14 protein-coding genes and 1 pseudogene are annotated in these 15,496 nt (G+C 58.1%); 14 read left to right on the top strand and 1 reads right to left on the bottom strand.

The genetic code is table 11. The features are described 5' to 3' along the window. Positions 1 to 33: 33 nt before the first annotated feature. The 7 genes from MOV75_RS00435 (at position 34) to MOV75_RS00405 (ending at position 8,512) form a co-directional block, all read left to right on the top strand. On the top strand, positions 34 to 1,200 hold the full coding sequence (locus tag MOV75_RS00435; protein WP_247004441.1) for an ABC transporter substrate-binding protein: 1,167 nt from the start codon (positions 34 to 36) through the stop codon (positions 1,198 to 1,200). Between the two features lie 120 nt (positions 1,201 to 1,320). Beyond that, the gene (locus MOV75_RS00430; protein ID WP_247004439.1) at positions 1,321 to 2,190 is read left to right on the top strand and encodes a branched-chain amino acid ABC transporter permease; all 870 of its coding nucleotides are present in this window, start codon (positions 1,321 to 1,323) and stop codon (positions 2,188 to 2,190) included. A 2-nt stretch (positions 2,191 to 2,192) separates the two neighbouring features. Continuing rightward, positions 2,193 to 4,175, top strand: a complete 1,983-nt coding sequence (locus tag MOV75_RS00425) for an ATP-binding cassette domain-containing protein (RefSeq protein ID WP_247004437.1) — start codon at positions 2,193 to 2,195, stop codon at positions 4,173 to 4,175. Beyond that, positions 4,169 to 4,891 carry an ABC transporter ATP-binding protein gene (locus tag MOV75_RS00420; RefSeq protein ID WP_247004435.1) on the top strand — a complete coding sequence of 241 codons (723 nt, stop codon included), beginning with the start codon at positions 4,169 to 4,171 and terminating at the stop codon, positions 4,889 to 4,891. The genes MOV75_RS00425 and MOV75_RS00420 overlap by 7 nt, the downstream gene beginning before the upstream one ends. Before the next feature lie 69 nt (positions 4,892 to 4,960). Beyond that, complete coding sequence (locus tag MOV75_RS00415; protein WP_247004432.1) at positions 4,961 to 6,604, top strand: GMC family oxidoreductase; 1,644 nt, start codon at positions 4,961 to 4,963, stop codon at positions 6,602 to 6,604. A gap of 52 nt (positions 6,605 to 6,656) precedes the next feature. Further along, positions 6,657 to 7,037: a nuclear transport factor 2 family protein gene (locus MOV75_RS00410; RefSeq protein WP_247004430.1), complete on the top strand. Its 381-nt coding sequence runs from the start codon at positions 6,657 to 6,659 to the stop codon at positions 7,035 to 7,037. 260 nt (positions 7,038 to 7,297) lie between these two features. Next, positions 7,298 to 8,512 carry an ABC transporter substrate-binding protein gene (locus MOV75_RS00405; protein WP_247004428.1) on the top strand — a complete coding sequence of 405 codons (1,215 nt, stop codon included), beginning with the start codon at positions 7,298 to 7,300 and terminating at the stop codon, positions 8,510 to 8,512. Positions 8,513 to 8,631: 119 nt separating this feature from the next. On the opposite strand, the pseudogene MOV75_RS00400 reads toward MOV75_RS00405, so the two are convergent. Further along, positions 8,632 to 9,073 (bottom strand): annotated as a pseudogene (locus MOV75_RS00400) (zinc-binding dehydrogenase); the annotation flags it as partial. Between the two features lie 514 nt (positions 9,074 to 9,587). Between MOV75_RS00400 and MOV75_RS00395 the strand changes: the two are divergent. From MOV75_RS00395 to MOV75_RS00365, 7 genes are all read left to right on the top strand, one after another. After that, entirely contained in the window at positions 9,588 to 10,568 is a 981-nt protein-coding gene (locus MOV75_RS00395) for an MBL fold metallo-hydrolase (protein WP_247004426.1), read from the top strand. 312 nt (positions 10,569 to 10,880) lie between these two features. Then, complete coding sequence (locus MOV75_RS00390) at positions 10,881 to 11,120, top strand: hypothetical protein (RefSeq protein WP_247004424.1); 240 nt, start codon at positions 10,881 to 10,883, stop codon at positions 11,118 to 11,120. Further along, positions 11,117 to 11,812: an MBL fold metallo-hydrolase gene (locus MOV75_RS00385; RefSeq protein WP_247004422.1), complete on the top strand. Its 696-nt coding sequence runs from the start codon at positions 11,117 to 11,119 to the stop codon at positions 11,810 to 11,812. The genes MOV75_RS00390 and MOV75_RS00385 overlap by 4 nt, the downstream gene beginning before the upstream one ends. 15 nt (positions 11,813 to 11,827) lie before the next feature. Next, complete coding sequence (locus MOV75_RS00380) at positions 11,828 to 11,992, top strand: AraC family transcriptional regulator (protein WP_247004493.1); 165 nt, start codon at positions 11,828 to 11,830, stop codon at positions 11,990 to 11,992. A 231-nt stretch (positions 11,993 to 12,223) separates the two neighbouring features. After that, positions 12,224 to 13,480 carry an ABC transporter substrate-binding protein gene (locus MOV75_RS00375; protein WP_309486918.1) on the top strand — a complete coding sequence of 419 codons (1,257 nt, stop codon included), beginning with the start codon at positions 12,224 to 12,226 and terminating at the stop codon, positions 13,478 to 13,480. Between the two features lie 94 nt (positions 13,481 to 13,574). After that, on the top strand, positions 13,575 to 14,477 hold the full coding sequence (locus MOV75_RS00370) for a branched-chain amino acid ABC transporter permease (RefSeq protein ID WP_309486917.1): 903 nt from the start codon (positions 13,575 to 13,577) through the stop codon (positions 14,475 to 14,477). After that, a complete protein-coding gene (locus tag MOV75_RS00365) occupies positions 14,474 to 15,496 on the top strand; it encodes a branched-chain amino acid ABC transporter permease (RefSeq protein WP_247004416.1) in 1,023 nt (340 codons plus the stop codon). Before MOV75_RS00370 ends, MOV75_RS00365 begins: the two co-directional genes overlap by 4 nt.

Here is a 15,496-nt window from a genome sequence, read left to right as displayed (position 1 = left end):
TGCTCGTTCAAGAGCGATCATGAGGAGGAAATCATGTCACGGTTGTTGTCTTGTATCGGAATCACGGCGTTCGCTGCCGCATTCGCGTTCAACGCGCAGGCCGCGGATCCGATCAAGATTGGGTTGTCAGGGCCATTTACTGGCGGATCGAGCCCCATGGGAATTTCCATGCGCGACGCCGTCCGCTTGGCTGTCGACGAAGTCAACAAGTCAGGCGGCGTGCTAGGGCGACCTCTGCAACTTATCGAACGCGACGATGAAGCCAAGAATGAACGCGGGGCTCAGGTTGCCCAAGAGCTCATCTACAAGGAGAACGTCGTTGCCTCGCTTGGCGTGATCAATACCGGCGTCATGCTGGCCAGCGCCCGGTTCTATCAGGAAGCCAAGATCCCAATGATCACGCCAGGTCCAACTGGCACCACCGTCACGAAGCTGTTTCAGCCACCCGAGCACCCGGCCAACTACATCTTCCGCGTTTCGCTCCCGGACAACATTCAAGCCGAAATGATTGCCGAAGAAGCCGTTGGACGGCGCGGCTACAAGAAAGTCGCCATTCTCGCGGACTCCAGCAACTATGGGCAGCTGGGACGTGAAGATATGGTAGCCGCGCTCGAGAAGCGGGGCGTCAAGCCAGTCGCGGTGGAGAAGTTCAATATCAAGGACGTGGATATGACGCCGCAGCTGCTTCGCGCGAAGAGCGCTGAAGCGGAGGCAATCCTCACTTATGGAGTTGGTCCTGAGCTCGCGCAGATTGCGAACGGCATGACCAAGCTTGGTTGGAGGGTGCCGATGATTGGCAGTCATACGCTGTCAATGCCGAACTTCATTGAGACGGCGGGAGCCAACGCTGAGGGAGCGGTTTTTCCGCAGACCTTTGTAGCCGACGCGAATCCGAAGGCCAAGGCATTTATCGAAAACTTCAAGAAGACCTACAAGGTGGAGCGGATCGCTGCGGTTGGTTGGGCGGCACCTGCTTACGATACGGTTTACCTGTTGGTCGCCGCAATCAAGCAGGCCGGCTCGACAGACGGCGCGAAGGTTCGCGAAGCCCTCGAAACACTCAACGACAAGGTGGAGGGGACATTGATGACCTACAACAAGCCCTTCTCCAAGGACGTGCACGAGCTGTTCACTGATCCGTCGAAAGCTGTGATGTCGACCATCAAGAACGGCGAAGTCGTAAAGATCAGCAGCCGATAGCAAACTGAGAGTTGTGGCTGCGACGACGGCGGGCCTTATGGCCCGTCGTCCCGATGAACCGCGGACGTGACCATTTGGTCATTCGTTGTTGCGTCTTAGGACCAGGGAGGAGGGCACGACATGGACGTTGCCTTGCAGGTATTGTTCAGCGGCTGCGCGCTGGGAATGATCTATGCGGTCATCGCCTTCGGGTATCAGCTGACGTTTGCGACATCCGGAACGTTGAATTTCGGTCAAGGAGAGGCCCTCGCCGTTGGTGCGCTTGTCGGCCTCTCTGTCGTCCCGTTCACCGGATACTGGCTGATGTTGCCCGCGGTCCTGGTGTTCGGCGCACTTTACGGAGTGTGCGTCGAGCGGATCAGCGTCCGTCCCGCACTCAAGGTCAAGTCGGAGGGCTGGATCATGGCAACGATCGCGGTCGGCATCATCATAAAGAACGTTGCTGAGAATATCTGGGGCAAGGAGGACATGAGGTTCCCGTCTCCAGTGTCGGAAGCGCCGCTGAAGATCTTCGGCGCGAACCTGTTGCCGATGGAAATCATCGTTGTGGTCGGCGCACTTGCGTTGATGCTTGTTATCGAGCTCTTCAACAGGACGTCGATCTACGGGAAAGCAGTCGTGGCTACAGCAGCTGACAGCGATGCCGCGGGCCTGATGGGCATCAACACAAGCCAGGTGGTGTCATTCTCGTTCGCGCTGTCCTGTGCGGCGGCCTCCTTCGCCGGAGTGCTGGTGGCACCGTTGACGCTCGCCGGTGCGGGAATGGGGGGAGCTCTTGGGCTCAAGGCGTTCGCTGTCGCGATTATCGGGGGACTGACATCCGGCCTCGGTGCGATCGTCGGCGGTTTGGTTCTTGGAGTTTCCGAGACCGTCACCGGCTACTATTTCTCGACCGGTTACAAAGACGTTCCGGGCTTGGTCCTTCTGCTTGCAGTACTAGCGGTAAAGCCGGCTGGCCTGTTCGGCAAGACCGCCATCAGGAAGTTCTGATCATGAGGACCAGCAACGCATTACTATTAGCGGTGGTCTTTGTCGGTCTGGCAGCCTTCCCTATCCTCGTGCCAAACCCGTACTACATTCACTTGCTGGTTGTTATCGGCATCTACGTCATCCTGCTCTTCGGCCTCGATATCGTCGTCGGGTACACGGGTGAGATATCGTTGGGGCATGCGGGCCTCTTTGGAATTGGCGCCTATGCCGCCGGCCTGCTTGCCGTGAAGGTAGGCCTACCGTTCTGGATCGCACTGCCGGCTGCTATGGCCATTACGGCGGCAGTGGGCGTGCTCCTGGCGGTGCCCGCCTTGCGCGTCACGGGACCATATCTTGCCATGGTCACGCTAGCTTTTGGAACCATCATCGGGATCCTCATCAACGAGATGGATTTCCTGACTAACGGACCGCAGGGACTTCAGGTGATCAAGCCCCGCATCTTGGGGCACCAGGTCACGGCCGTAGACTTTTACTATTTCACCTTCGCGCTCGTCTTCTTGGCTACCATAGCTGTGTCAAGATTGCTGAGCTCCCACTTTGGCCGGGCGTTCATCGCACTTCGCGGCAGCCCCATCGCGGCTGACTGCATGGGTGTCTCGGTCTATCGCTACAAGGTGCTGGCGTTCGCCATCAGCGCGGCCCTCGCTGGCCTCGCCGGCGGCTTGTTCGCATTTTCAGAGGAGTACATCGCTCCAAGCACGTTCAATTTTGAACTTGCGGTTCTGTTTCTCCTCGCCCTTACGCTGGGAGGACGAAAATCAAGGGCTGGAGCTGTCATCGGCGCTGCCGTCGTGATCGTGTTGCCGAATTTGCTTTCCGACATGTTTCTCTTCCGAACGCTCAGCGTGGTTATCGCTGCGGTGGCGGTCGGATATGCGATTATCGGAGTGTCGACATCACGGCTCGCGCCACGTCAGTTGCTGATCCCCTTGGGGGCGATTGCGGCGTTCCTCGCGTTCGCCTTCACGCTGACAGACATCTCGGAGCATCGCCTGACGATCTTCGGCTTGATGATCCTGGGGGTGGTGTTCTACTTGCCAGACGGTCTCATCGGATTTGTCAGAGAGGCAATCCGGACATTCCGCCCTGATTGGATCCATGACCACGAGGTCGTTTCCGAGCGATCTGTTCGCACCGAAGCTCTCGGGAAGCCGACTGTGACTGCAACGGCGGGTGAACCACTCCTTCGCGCCAGCGATATCATCATGCAGTTTGGCGGACTTAAAGCGCTTAATCGTGTCGATCTAGTCGTGGAGGCTGGAACTGTGCACGGGGTCATCGGGCCAAACGGCTCCGGAAAGAGCACAATGATGAACGTGCTAACCGGGATCTACGAGCCTACCGAAGGGAGCACAATGTTTGCTGGCTCGACGCTGGAGGGCAAATCGTCCTCTCAAATCGCGCTCAGCGGAATTGCACGCACATTTCAGAACGTTCAGCTCTTTGGCGATATGACGAGTACTGAAAATGTGTTGGTCGGTTTGCATCACACCTTCCGATCGTCGCCACTCGATGTGATCTTGAATACGCGCCGCTATCAGAACGAGGAACGGGCGGCTCGTGACAGGGCAGCTAGCCTGCTGGAGTTCGTCGGTCTTTCTAAGTCTGCAAATGAGGAAGCGCGTCACCTTCCTTACGGCCGGATGCGCCTACTTGAGATCAGTCGCGCGCTGGCACTTGGCCCGACCCTGCTGCTGCTTGACGAACCGGCAGCCGGATTGCCCCCGGCGGAGTTGCCCGACCTGGTCTCAATCATTCGAAAAATTCGTGACCACGCTATTACGGTGGTTCTGATCGAACATCACATGGATGTCGTAATGAGTCTCTGCGACCGCGTAACAGTGCTCGATTTCGGGCAGAAGATCGCAGAGGGGACCGGCGCAGAAGTACAGAACGATCCCAAGGTGATCGAAGCATATCTCGGTGCAGGCGGGTCGTTCGCACCAGAGACGCCTTCGCATTCAAGGGTGGAAGCGGCATGCTGAGGGTCGAAAAGCTACAGGCCGGCTACGGTCAGACTGACGTTCTCTACGGTATCTCGCTTGAGGTCCCGAAGGGGAAGGTTGTGAGCCTCATCGGATCGAACGGTGCGGGTAAGTCGACGACCATGCGAGCTATCTCCGGCATGATCAAGCCGAAGGCCGGAAGCGTACACCTCAATGGACGCGACGTGACGGGTTTCGACTCCCATCGAATTGCGCGATTGGGGCTCGCCCATTCGCCTGAGGGGCGACGCGTATTTCCGACTTTGACAGTCAAGGACAATCTGCTGCTTGGCGCATTCCCGCGCCTTAGTGGCAGCAGGCCACGAGGCGATGTCGAAGGCGACTTGACTCTGGCCATGGACTTGTTCCCACGCCTCAAGGAACGACGTTCGCAGCTTGCCGGCACACTCTCAGGCGGAGAGCAGCAGATGCTCGCAATGGCACGAGCAGTGATGCTGAAACCCGACGTCATCCTGCTTGATGAGCCGTCGATGGGGCTCGCCCCCGTTCTAGTCGAGGAAGTTTTCCGCATCATTCGGCGGCTGAAACAAGACTCCGTTACGATGCTGATCGTAGAGCAGTTCGCGGCGGCGGCCCTCGAGGTCTCTGATTATGCCTACGTGCTTGAAAGCGGTCGGGTCGCGGTCGAAGGGCCAGCGCAGGATCTAAAGAGCGATCCTGCCGTGCGAGCGGCTTATTTGGGCGGTGCGCACTGACTAGCTTCGGGTAAGTGGCAATTGTTCGTCCGAGGGCGAAAGCAACGGGCAGCATAGAGCGAATAACACATGAGCACTCAGATTTTCGACTACATCATTGTCGGTGCCGGGTCCGCCGGATGCGTTCTGGCCAATCGTCTCACGCGGGATCCGAATAATCGAGTTCTCTTGCTGGAAGCCGGTGGTGTGGACCGTAACGTGTGGATCAAAATACCTGCTGGGGTGCCGCGTGTAGTCTCGCACCCTGCATTGACCTGGGGTTACACCTCAGATGAGGAACCAGGATTGAACGGTCGGAAGATCATCTGGCCCCGAGGCAGAACGCTGGGGGGTAGCAGTTCGATCAACGGCCACGTTTATATGAGAGGAAACGCCGCTGACTATGATGCTTGGCAGGGCCTCGGAAATCCCGGTTGGGCTTGGAATGACGTTCTCCCGTATTTCAAACGGAGTGAATGCCATTTTCAGGGAGCCAGTGACCTGCATGGCGGTGAAGGAGAGCTCCACGTCTCGCCGTTGCTCGAGCCGCACAGGGCGTCCGCAGCGTTCGTCGAAGCCGCTGCTGGGATAGGAATTCCGCGGAACGATGATTTCAACGGCATAGCGCAGGAGGGCGTTGGGTATCTGCAGTTCACGATCCACAAAGGACTAAGAGACTCGGCCGCCGCCGCGTTTCTCCGTCCGGTACGACATCGAAGCAATCTTACGGTTGTGACGGGTGCTCTCGCGCAGAACGTTATCCTCGAAGGTAAGCGAGCCGTCGGCATTGGGTACCTGGAACGGGGGCATCGCCAGGAGGCGCGCGCGCGACAAGTTATTTTGTCGGGTGGAACGATCAACTCACCCCAATTGCTGATGTTATCGGGTATCGGCCCGGCGCAGCATCTGATGTCCTTGGGTATTGATGTCAAACAGGCCTTACCTGGCGTGGGCAGGAACCTTCAGGATCATATCTATGCTCACGCACTGGCCAGCGTGGATCCGTCATTCTCGATCAACAAACTGATAGCGAGCAACTGGCGGATGATACCCGACGTGTTGAGATACGTCGTTTCTCGCCGTGGGCTGTTGACATCGGCCGCCGCCCAAGTGGGCTTGTTTATGCGCTCGGGACATCACACCAACGTCGCTGATCTGCAGGTCCAGATGCGTCCCTTTAGCATGATCAGCAAGTCGGGAATGTACAAGGCTGATCCCGCGCCCGCGGTGACGGCCTCGTGCACCCTTCTCCGGCCGTACTCGGTCGGTTCGGTCTCGCTGCGATCGAAGGATCCAAAGGACCCGCCAAAGATGGTGGCAAACTATCTGACCGATGAGCGCGACCTGCAGCCATTGATCGAAGGCCTTCGCGTCATTCGGCGTATCTTCAACGAATCCCCGTTCCGCGAGCATTTCCGCGGGGAATTGCTTCCTGGCTCGCAGTTCCAGACGGACGACGAACTAACCGGCTATCTGCGCGAGAATGCGCAGTCGATGTATCATCCAGTGGGTACTTGTAGAATGGGCACGGATGACGACGCCGTGGTGGATCCGGAATTGCGAGTACGAGGGATAGCCGGCTTACGAGTGGTGGACGCGTCTATTATGCCTCGGATTCCATCGGGAAATACCAACGCGCCGACGATCATGATTGCGGAGAAGGCTGCGGATATCATCCTGGCTGAGCAGAGGACACCGCGGACCCAAGTCGGTGCGCGCATCGCCTCGTCGTAGGCGGTATCCGTCTTTCAACATGATCCCCGCGAAAGGGCAAGGACAAGAACCTATGGAAGATGAATACGCCACAGCGACCGCCGTGCAGTCCGCATGGGCAGACGCGTTCGAGAAGCGGGATCTCGACCGGTTGATTTCTCTCTACTCACCACAGACCGCGTTCTGGGGTTCAACGAACGATCTGCATACTGATCCGGAGGGCGTGCGACGCTACTTCACAAATCTGCCGCCCTCCTACAAGCGTTCGCTCTACGCGCGCCCCCACGTCTTGCGGCTAAATGAGGATGTAATTGTCGCTTCGGTCAATGTTGTCTTTATCAGGGAGATCGACGGTAAGGATGTGGAATTGCCGTATCGGATGACGCATGTCCTCGTTCGGCAAAAGGGCGTTTGGAAAATAGCGACCCATCATGCCTCGCCTCAGGTGGCTTAAGAAACGACGCGCAACTCTGCGCGGGTCGTGCGGACCCGGAAGATAGCAGTTCTCCCTGGGCATCCCCTCCAAGGGTGCTCAACTTAAAGCCCGGCACGTTTCGTGCCGGGCTTCTTTGTCATGCTTCCGGGTGCTTTTGTGAAGCCAAACAGCATAATCAGCGAGATAAATCTGTTTGTCGGTTTGCCCTGCCGATTCTAGTTCTGGAATCAGGGGTGGTCTGAAGACCCCCATTTAATCCGACCGGGGAGGAACAGAAGATGAAGCATGCAACAACCGCGCTTGCCATTGCTGGGGCATCTTTGATTTCGTTCGGGATAGGAGCTCCCGCACGCGCTCAAATGTCCGATGATGTGGTCAAGATCGGCTTCATCACCGACATCAGCGGACCCTATGCTGACATCGACGGGATGGGGGGAGTCGAGGCCGTCAAAATGGCGATCGCGGATTTTGGCGGGACCGTCAACGGCAAGAAAATCGAACTCGTGTATGCGGATCACCAGAACAAGGCCGACATCGCGGCCAACAAGGTGAAGGAATGGTTCGATGCCCAGGGGGTCGATATGCTCTTGGGAGGATCCAATTCGGCCGCAGGGCTCGCGATGGCTTTTGTCGCCACGGAGAGGAAGAAGGTATACATCAATGTTGGCGCAGCCACTGCACGCCTGACTAACGAAGATTGTAAACCCTATACGATTCACTACTCGTACGACACGGTAGCACTTGCCAAGGGAACAGGTGGTGCGGTGGTGCGTCAAGGAGGGAAGTCGTGGTTCTTTATCACCGCAGACTACGCGTTTGGCCTTTCACTTGAGGCAGACACCACGAACGTGGTGAAGGCGAATGGTGGCACCGTGGTTGGTTCCTCTAGGCATCCGACCAATTCCTCAGACTTCTCATCGAACTTGCTCCAAGCGCAGGGATCCAAAGCTCAGATACTAGGTCTGGCCAACGCGGGAGGCGACCTGATCAATACGATCAAGGGCGCGAATGAATTTGGTGTGACCAAGACTATGAAGATGGCTGCGCTCTTGATGTACCTGAGCGATGTTCATTCGCTCGGGCTCAAAGTGACTGAAGGCTTGTACCTGACTGACGCCTGGTACTGGGACACGAATGAGGAGACCAGGAAGTGGGCGAAGCGGTACTTCGAAAAGACTGGGAAGATGCCCAACAGCGGCCATGCTGCGGATTATTCTGCGATCATGACCTATCTGACCGCAGTAAAGGCCGCCGGGACAGATGACGGTGAAAAAGTAATGCCGCAGCTAAAGTCAATGAAGATAAACGACGTGTTCGCAACTGGTGGTTATATCCGTCCAGATGGCCGGATGGTGCACGATATGTATCTTGCGCAGGTAAAGTCGCCCGCCGAATCGAAGTATCCGTGGGACTATCTAAAGCTTGTCGAGAAGATCCCTGGGGACCAGGCGTTCACGACTCAGGCTGAAAGCAAGTGCGCTGCCTGGAAGTGATGGGAGCCGCCCGCATCGGGCCGACTAGCTCTATTCTCGCTTGACCGGAGCTGAGCGGCAACACGTCGCAGAAGTCGAACAGGTTCTCGTTGTCGTGACAACGAGCACCTCCTTGTTCCTCAGACGTTGACAATTACTTTGCCAACTTGCTCGTTTGACTCCAGGAAGCGTGTCGCCTCCTGAATCTGATCAAGCGGGAAAACGCGCGCGATCAACGGCTTCAGTTGCCCCGATGCGAGCCCATGAGAAATGAAGGTCTTCGCGCGGTCGAGGATAGCATCATCGGATACGATCTCGTTGTAGAGATATCCTTTGGTCGTAAGACTCTTGCCCAGCACGGTGAACAGAGGGAATGGGGTTGGTTGCGTGCTAAGCGCGCCATACTCGAGCAGGATACCACCACGAGCCATGCTTAGCGTGAGTGGCTCAAACGATGGTCCGCCAACCGGGTCAAGTACGACGCGCGCTCCGACGCCGTTGGTGATTTCCATGACCTTCGCGACAAGGTCCTCCTCTTCGGTAGCAATTACATGATGTGCGCCGGCGTCAAGCGCGCCGGGCGCTTGGTCGAGGTATTGCCAGAAAGCCGGGCGCACCGCCTACCCTTGTCAATTATGCATCCGAACAGGCAGCATCTTGCGCCCCAGGTGCGCGTGTTCGCAGACTGGATTGTCGATCTGTTCCACTCATTGCAAAGTCCTTGGATACAAAAGCCCTGATGATCAGACCGGTCGCAGAGACGTGTGGCGAAGTTTAAATGGCGCGGAAGCTATGTCGGCGGGGCCCGACAACTAGTACGACAGATGTGAACTGACGGAGATACGCCACAAGCACGGCTGTCAGGAGGTGCGTGACGACCGATAATCCGTCTGAGGCTTGGCACGCACGAGACTCGGTGGGCACGGGCGCACTAATCGACCAATCTGCATAATCGACAAAATTAATGCGATTGTTCCCCGGTTGGTGATGACGAATTGTCGCGGCTGGCCGGAGGGCCCAACGTACGCATCCGGCAAGCAATCGGGCAAGAGCGCAACGTCGCTGCTGTCCGTTGGGAAACGCATAGGAGAATGAAATGTCACCACACTACGATGGACTTTCACGACGACACCTTTTGCTGGGAGGCGCGGCTGCCGTCGGAGGGCTGGCGTTGACAAGCGGCGCGATCGCAAAGGCGCCGATGGTGGGCAAGCCGTCACCTTATTATTATCGCTTCAAGTTCGGGAACGGCGAGGCGACAATCGTTTCCGATGGCACCCTTCCGTTGGGCGACCCGCACCAGAGTTTCCTTGGGATCACTGCAGAGGAAATCGATCGCCAACTGACGCAGAACTATCTTCCGCTCAGCAACGCCGTCCTTGAGCAGAACGTGTTGATCCTGAATACGGGCGATCGGATGGTGCTGTTCGACACCGGGATGGGGTCGCTGCAGATGTTCGGCCCTACCACCGGAAAGTTGCTGTCGACCTTGAAGCAGGCGGGGATTGATCCGAAAGACATTGATGCCGTCGTAATGAGCCACGCCCATGTCGACCACTGCGGCGGATGCATGGCAGACGATGGAAGTCGGAATTTCCCGAATGCTCAGTTCTACATTTCCCAGGCGGACTACGAATACTGGACCGACGAGAACAAGGTAGCGCCGTCCATGAAGGTGTTCCTGGATACGGCTCGCAAGAACCTGGTGCCAAACAGAGATCGTATCGTCTTCGTCAAAGATGGGCAGGAGTTCCTTCCGGGTATCACCGCGCTGGCTGCACCGGGCCATACCGTCGGTCACACGATCTTCATGATCAACTCCGACAAAGATCAGCTCTGCTACATCGGCGATCTGACCCACCACCCCGTGCTGCTGCTTGAGAAGCCACTTACGGAATTTTCCTACGATACGGATCCGAAGCAGTCGGCGCAGTCGCGGGTGAGAATGCTGAAGATGCTGGCGTCCAACAGGATACCGGTGCTTGCCTATCATTTCGCCTGGCCAGGCATCGGCCACATTGCGGCTCAAGGGGACGGATTCCGCTACTTCCCCAGTCCGATGAAGATGGAGATGTGAGGGGATGACGCGAAAGTCGGCAGCCTAGTGCTGCCGGCTTACCCTGTTCGGCTACTCCCAAGCCAAGCCTGACGGAAGGCCTAGGTGAACCTGGGCTCTGACCCGGCTGTATTCGGGCAAACCCTTCGAGCCAACCGAAGGCTCCCTACCGAAAAATGAGATTGCGGACGAGTAGCCAACGCCCCGGTCTTAAACGATGACGTTAAAGCGCTTCGCGCTGGTAGTCTTCCGTGAACGAAGCGTCCTGACAAATCGCAGTCGGCGGTCACCAAGGCCTGGGAGTATGGCGTCAATGGATAATGGAAATCGGCTGTGCCGATTCGGTTTGTCCGGGTGGCTACGATCAAAGGCTGGCTGAAGACCGAATTTGGGGAAATCAACATGACGGTAGGAACGCAATGGCAGGCGCCAGGTCTAAACCGGAGGCGGGTCGGCGATTACATTGTAACCGCTATCGTAGATGGCGTGGTGGATGTTCCATTCGACCTGTTGGCAGGTATTAGCCCGGGTGACGCCGAGAGCATGACCGTCTCTTCAGGACGTCCGCGGTGACCGTAAGCGCCTATCTCGTCGAAGGACATGGCAAGACAATTCTGTTTGACGGCGGCGGAGGTGGAATAAATGGGTGGCGAGGGCGACTTCATACTGCGCTCGCCGCTGCCAACGTAGATCCTCGCCAAATCAATCAGATCTCCCTCACGCACGCGCATCCAGATCACATTGGTGGTCTCGTTAGCGCAACACCGTCGGCGCCTCTATTCCCGAACGCTGAGCTTGTTTTGCACGAAAAGGAGTTCAAGTTCTGGAGCGACGATGGAAATCTCAGCCGTGCTCCGGACGCGGTGCAGCCTTTCTTCACGCTGCCCGAAGCGTGTTCTCTGCCTACGCAACGCGTCGGCAGCCGATCGCCAGCGGCGACGTCGCGCCGGGAATCTCCATCGTTCACCTCCCCTGCCGGCAGCACGTCAAGTACCAGCGTGGTCAGGCTCGTTGAGGCAGCTTTGGGTCTAAACGCTGCTGTTCGAGAACGACGGCGCCGTCTGCCCGCCAAAGCGTTCCTTGAATCCCTCGTCGAACACATCCAAATGAATATTGCAGATCTTTCTCTCAGCCCGGCCGCCGTAGCCGCCCGCTTTCGAGCATCGCCCCGGTACCTTCACAAAGTGCTGGAGAACGGAGGCCAATCGTTTGGCCGCCTCGTCCTGGAAGGTCGGCTCGAACGATGCGCCCGCGACCTCGTCTAGAGGGCCGACTACTCAATCACAGATGTCGCTTTACGATGGGGTTTCAATGATCTTTCGCATTTCAGCCGCTCCTTTCGCCGACGCTTTGGAATGAGCCCAAGAGAATACAGGAATTTGCTCGGGTTCTTACAGAAGCCAGGATGGCACCCGGATACTTCCGTCTGCCATGGCCCGACTTGAACCCGCTCATGCGGCAGCTCCGATGAATCGTGAACGCCGAGTAGACTAGACGCCCGGTAGTGGCTGGCGCCATAGGTTTTCCCTTTGGGGGGCATTGGAGCAAGCTATTGGACACATCAAGAGCGAAAATCACAAATTACTTCCCGGGATCAAAATCCCAATGCGGATTGCTAATAGTGAGGGGAAGCAGCCCTTCCGCCAAAGGCATCTGAATCTAAAGGGGAGGGAAGCGTGTCTCGGAAAAGGATTCTTGTCAGCCGCCGTTCAACGCTAGCGCTGATGGGCGCCGGTGCCATGAGTGTTGCTGCGCCGTGGGTGGCGCGCGCCCAGGCCAAGACCATCAAGATCGGCATGCCGACGATTCTGTCGGGCCGGGTTGCGCAGCTCGGCACCTCGTCGCGCAATGCCGTGATGCTCGAGGTCGTGAAGATCAACGCCATCGGCGGCCTCGCCGGCCGTCAGATCGAGATGGTGATCCGTGACTCCAAGGGGCAGCCGCAGGAGGCTGCACGCGTCTCCCGCGAACTCGTCAACACCGATGGCTGCGAGATCCTGATCGATGCGGAAGCTTCTTCCGGTGCCTTTGCGGTGCACGAGGTCGCGCGCGATCTCGGCGTGCTCTGCATCCACACCAATTCTGAGACCTCGGCGCTGAGTGCCGATCCGAAGCAGCATATTCCGAACGCCTTCCGCACCGCGCGGCAGGGTGTGCATGACTCAATAGTCGGCGGTAGCTATGCCGCAGCAATCGCCAAGGCGAAGGGCCTGAAGAAATGGGCGACTTGCTCGCCGGACTACGCCTATGGTCGCGACACTACGGCCGAATTCACTTCGTACCTGAAGCGCTTTGCGCCCGACATCGAGATCATCAGCGAGTCCTGGCCAAAACTCGCCCAGCCCGACTATACCGAGGTGGTGACGAAGATCTTGCAGGCGAAGCCGCAGGCGCTCTATTCCTGCCTGTGGGGTGGCGATCTCACCTCCTATATTGACCAAGCCAATATCTACGCGCTGTTCGGCCAGATGGAAGTGTTTGCGGTCAACATGGCCGACTACACTGCGCTCACCGTGGTGAAAAACCTGCCGAAGGGCATCCATTCGGGCAATCGCTATATCAAGACATTCCCGGCGACGGCTGAAAATGCCGCATGGGGCGATGCCTACAGAGCGAAGTACAACGAGTACCCAACCAACTGGTCATGGGAAAACGCGACCGCAATGATGTTGATCGCCGAAGCCGCCAAGAAGGCCAACTCGGCCGACGGCAAGAAGCTTGCGGAGACCATGCGCGGGTTGACCATCAAGTGCCCGTTCGGCGCCGACGGCACTGTGACCATGCGCGGTGAGGACCAGACCCTGATCGGTTACGCGATCGGGTGGGGTACCACAATACCGCAGGAGCCCTATGTACCTGAGGTCAAGGTTGGCGACTGGAAGATCATCCTCGAGCTCGAAGCCGAGTGGAAGAAGAGCAAGGGCTACGCCTGACATTTGAACAGCGGAAGCGCACGTTGTCTCCGCTCTCCCCCAACTCGCTTTATGCGCACCGGTCGTTTCGGCGCGCGGCAACGGAGTTGTACCAGTGGATCTTGATACGCTTGCAGGGTGTCTCTCTAGTTCCGCCTGCCTGGTGACGCAAACCACCAGCGGGCTCATCATCGGTATGCTGCTCTTCTTGGTCGCGGTCGGGCTGACCCTGATATTCGGCGTGCTCAAGGTCGTAAATTTCAGCCACGGCGCCTTCTACATGTTCGGCGCCTATTTTGCGATGACGGCCTATCAGCTCACTGGCAGCTTCGCGCTCGCGATACTGGCCGGCGCGGCCGGTACCGCGATCCTTGGCCTGATCTTCGAGCGCGTCTTCATGAGCCGCGTCTACGGCGCAGACGTCCTAATGCAGCTCCTCGTCTGCTACGCCTTCGTGCTGATCTTCGACGATGTCGTGCGCATCATCTGGGGGCCGGAATTCAAGGCGATGGGGATGCCGTCCGCCTTCCAGGTGATGCCGTTGTTCATCGCCGGGGGAGTGGTCCCGCCCTACTACCTGCTGCTGATAGGTGTTGCGCTCGTGGCCGCCGTCGTGCTCGGGATCGGGCTGTCGCGCAGCCTGATCGGCAAGGTGATCCGTGCAGCCGCGCAAAATCCCGGCATGGTGTCCGCGCTCGGCATCAACACGGGCCTGATCTATGGCGGTGTGTTCGCGCTTGGCGGCATGCTGGCCGGGCTGGCCGGTGCGCTTGCGGCGCCCGTGCGCTCGCTGACGCCTGGGATGGGATTTTCCGTGCTGATCGAATCCTTCATCGTTACCGTGATCGGCGGCATGGGCTCCATTCTGGGTGCGCTGATCGGCGCGCTGCTGCTCGGCCTTATCAGGTCCTTCGGCTCGCTCGGTTTCCCCTTGTTCACGGAAGGCCTGATGTATCTGTTTATGGTCATTGTGCTGGTCTCGCGGCCCTCTGGTCTGTTTGGCAAGGAGGTCGCATGACCGAGCTTGAGGCTGGACGGACAGAGACGCTGGCGTCGGGGCGCCAAGCCACGACGGTAAGCGGGCGCTATCGCGATATCCTGATTGCGCTCATCGCCTTCGCCGTGTTGACAAGCCTGCCCCTGTTTACCGAGAGCAAGGCGCTGCTCGATTTCGTCATCCGTTGTTCGGCCTATGGCTTGTTCGCGACTTCGCTCAATTTGCTGGTCGGCTACACCGGCCTGACCTCGTTCGGCCATGGCATGTTCTTCGGTCTTGGCGCCTATGGGTTTGGCCTAATTATGCAGCGGCTGAGCGTGCCGATCCCGGTGGCCTTTGTGGCATCCCTCGCGATAACTGCGATCGTTGCCACGATCATCGGTGCGATCTGCGTGCGACTGAGGGAGATCTATTTCGCGTTCGTCACGCTCGCCTTCCAGATGCTGATCCATTCGACCATTTTGTCGTGGCCATCCTTCACCGGCGGCGACCAGGGCCTGCGTGGCGGCATTCCGCGCCCCATCTTCCTGGGCATCGATCTCTCCAATCAGATTCATCTCTATGTCGCAAGCTGCGCCCTTTTGATCCTTTGCCTGCTCGCGATGCGCCAGATCGCACAATCACCGTTCGGCTACACCTTGCGCATGATCCGCGACAATGCCGCGCGTGCAAGCTTCCTCGGTATCGACGTCTGGCGCGCCAAGCTAACCGTGTTCGTGCTGGCGGCGCTGTTCGCGTCCATGGGCGGCATGGTGATGTCGCTGTTCGTCTCGGGCGCCTATCCGGAATTCGCCTATTGGACGATCTCGGGCGAAGGCATCTTCATCAACATGCTCGGCGGCGTCTCGACGTTCCTGGGGCCGATGGTCGGCACGGTGCTTCTGCTGCTGCTCAATGACACCGTGACGCGATTCACCGAGTATCACGGCATCGTGCTCGGCGCCGTAATCCTGTTCTTCGCGCTGGGCTTGCGCAAGGGCCTGCTCGATTTCGTCGCCGAATGGTTCGCGCACAGGCGCGAGACAGGCGAGGGGCGCTAG

The sequence above is a fragment of the Bradyrhizobium sp. PRIMUS42 genome (assembly GCF_023006515.1).
In the GTDB taxonomy this organism is placed as follows: domain Bacteria; phylum Pseudomonadota; class Alphaproteobacteria; order Rhizobiales; family Xanthobacteraceae; genus Bradyrhizobium.
Note: the sequence above shows the minus strand (reverse complement) of the source record. Positions and strands in the feature narration are given on the sequence as shown.

Bases quoted from the DNA above. Each gene is read 5' to 3' on its own strand.
- MOV75_RS00435 (WP_247004441.1), top strand. From the start codon at position 34: ATGTCACGGTTGTTGTCTTGTATCGGAATCACGGCGTTCGCTGCCGCA.
- MOV75_RS00430 (WP_247004439.1), top strand. From the start codon at position 1,321: ATGGACGTTGCCTTGCAGGTATTGTTCAGCGGCTGCGCGCTGGGAATG.
- MOV75_RS00425 (WP_247004437.1), top strand. From the start codon at position 2,193: ATGAGGACCAGCAACGCATTACTATTAGCGGTGGTCTTTGTCGGTCTG.
- MOV75_RS00420 (WP_247004435.1), top strand. From the start codon at position 4,169: ATGCTGAGGGTCGAAAAGCTACAGGCCGGCTACGGTCAGACTGACGTT.
- MOV75_RS00415 (WP_247004432.1), top strand. From the start codon at position 4,961: ATGAGCACTCAGATTTTCGACTACATCATTGTCGGTGCCGGGTCCGCC.
- MOV75_RS00410 (WP_247004430.1), top strand. From the start codon at position 6,657: ATGGAAGATGAATACGCCACAGCGACCGCCGTGCAGTCCGCATGGGCA.
- MOV75_RS00405 (WP_247004428.1), top strand. From the start codon at position 7,298: ATGAAGCATGCAACAACCGCGCTTGCCATTGCTGGGGCATCTTTGATT.
- MOV75_RS00395 (WP_247004426.1), top strand. From the start codon at position 9,588: ATGTCACCACACTACGATGGACTTTCACGACGACACCTTTTGCTGGGA.
- MOV75_RS00365 (WP_247004416.1), top strand. From the start codon at position 14,474: ATGACCGAGCTTGAGGCTGGACGGACAGAGACGCTGGCGTCGGGGCGC.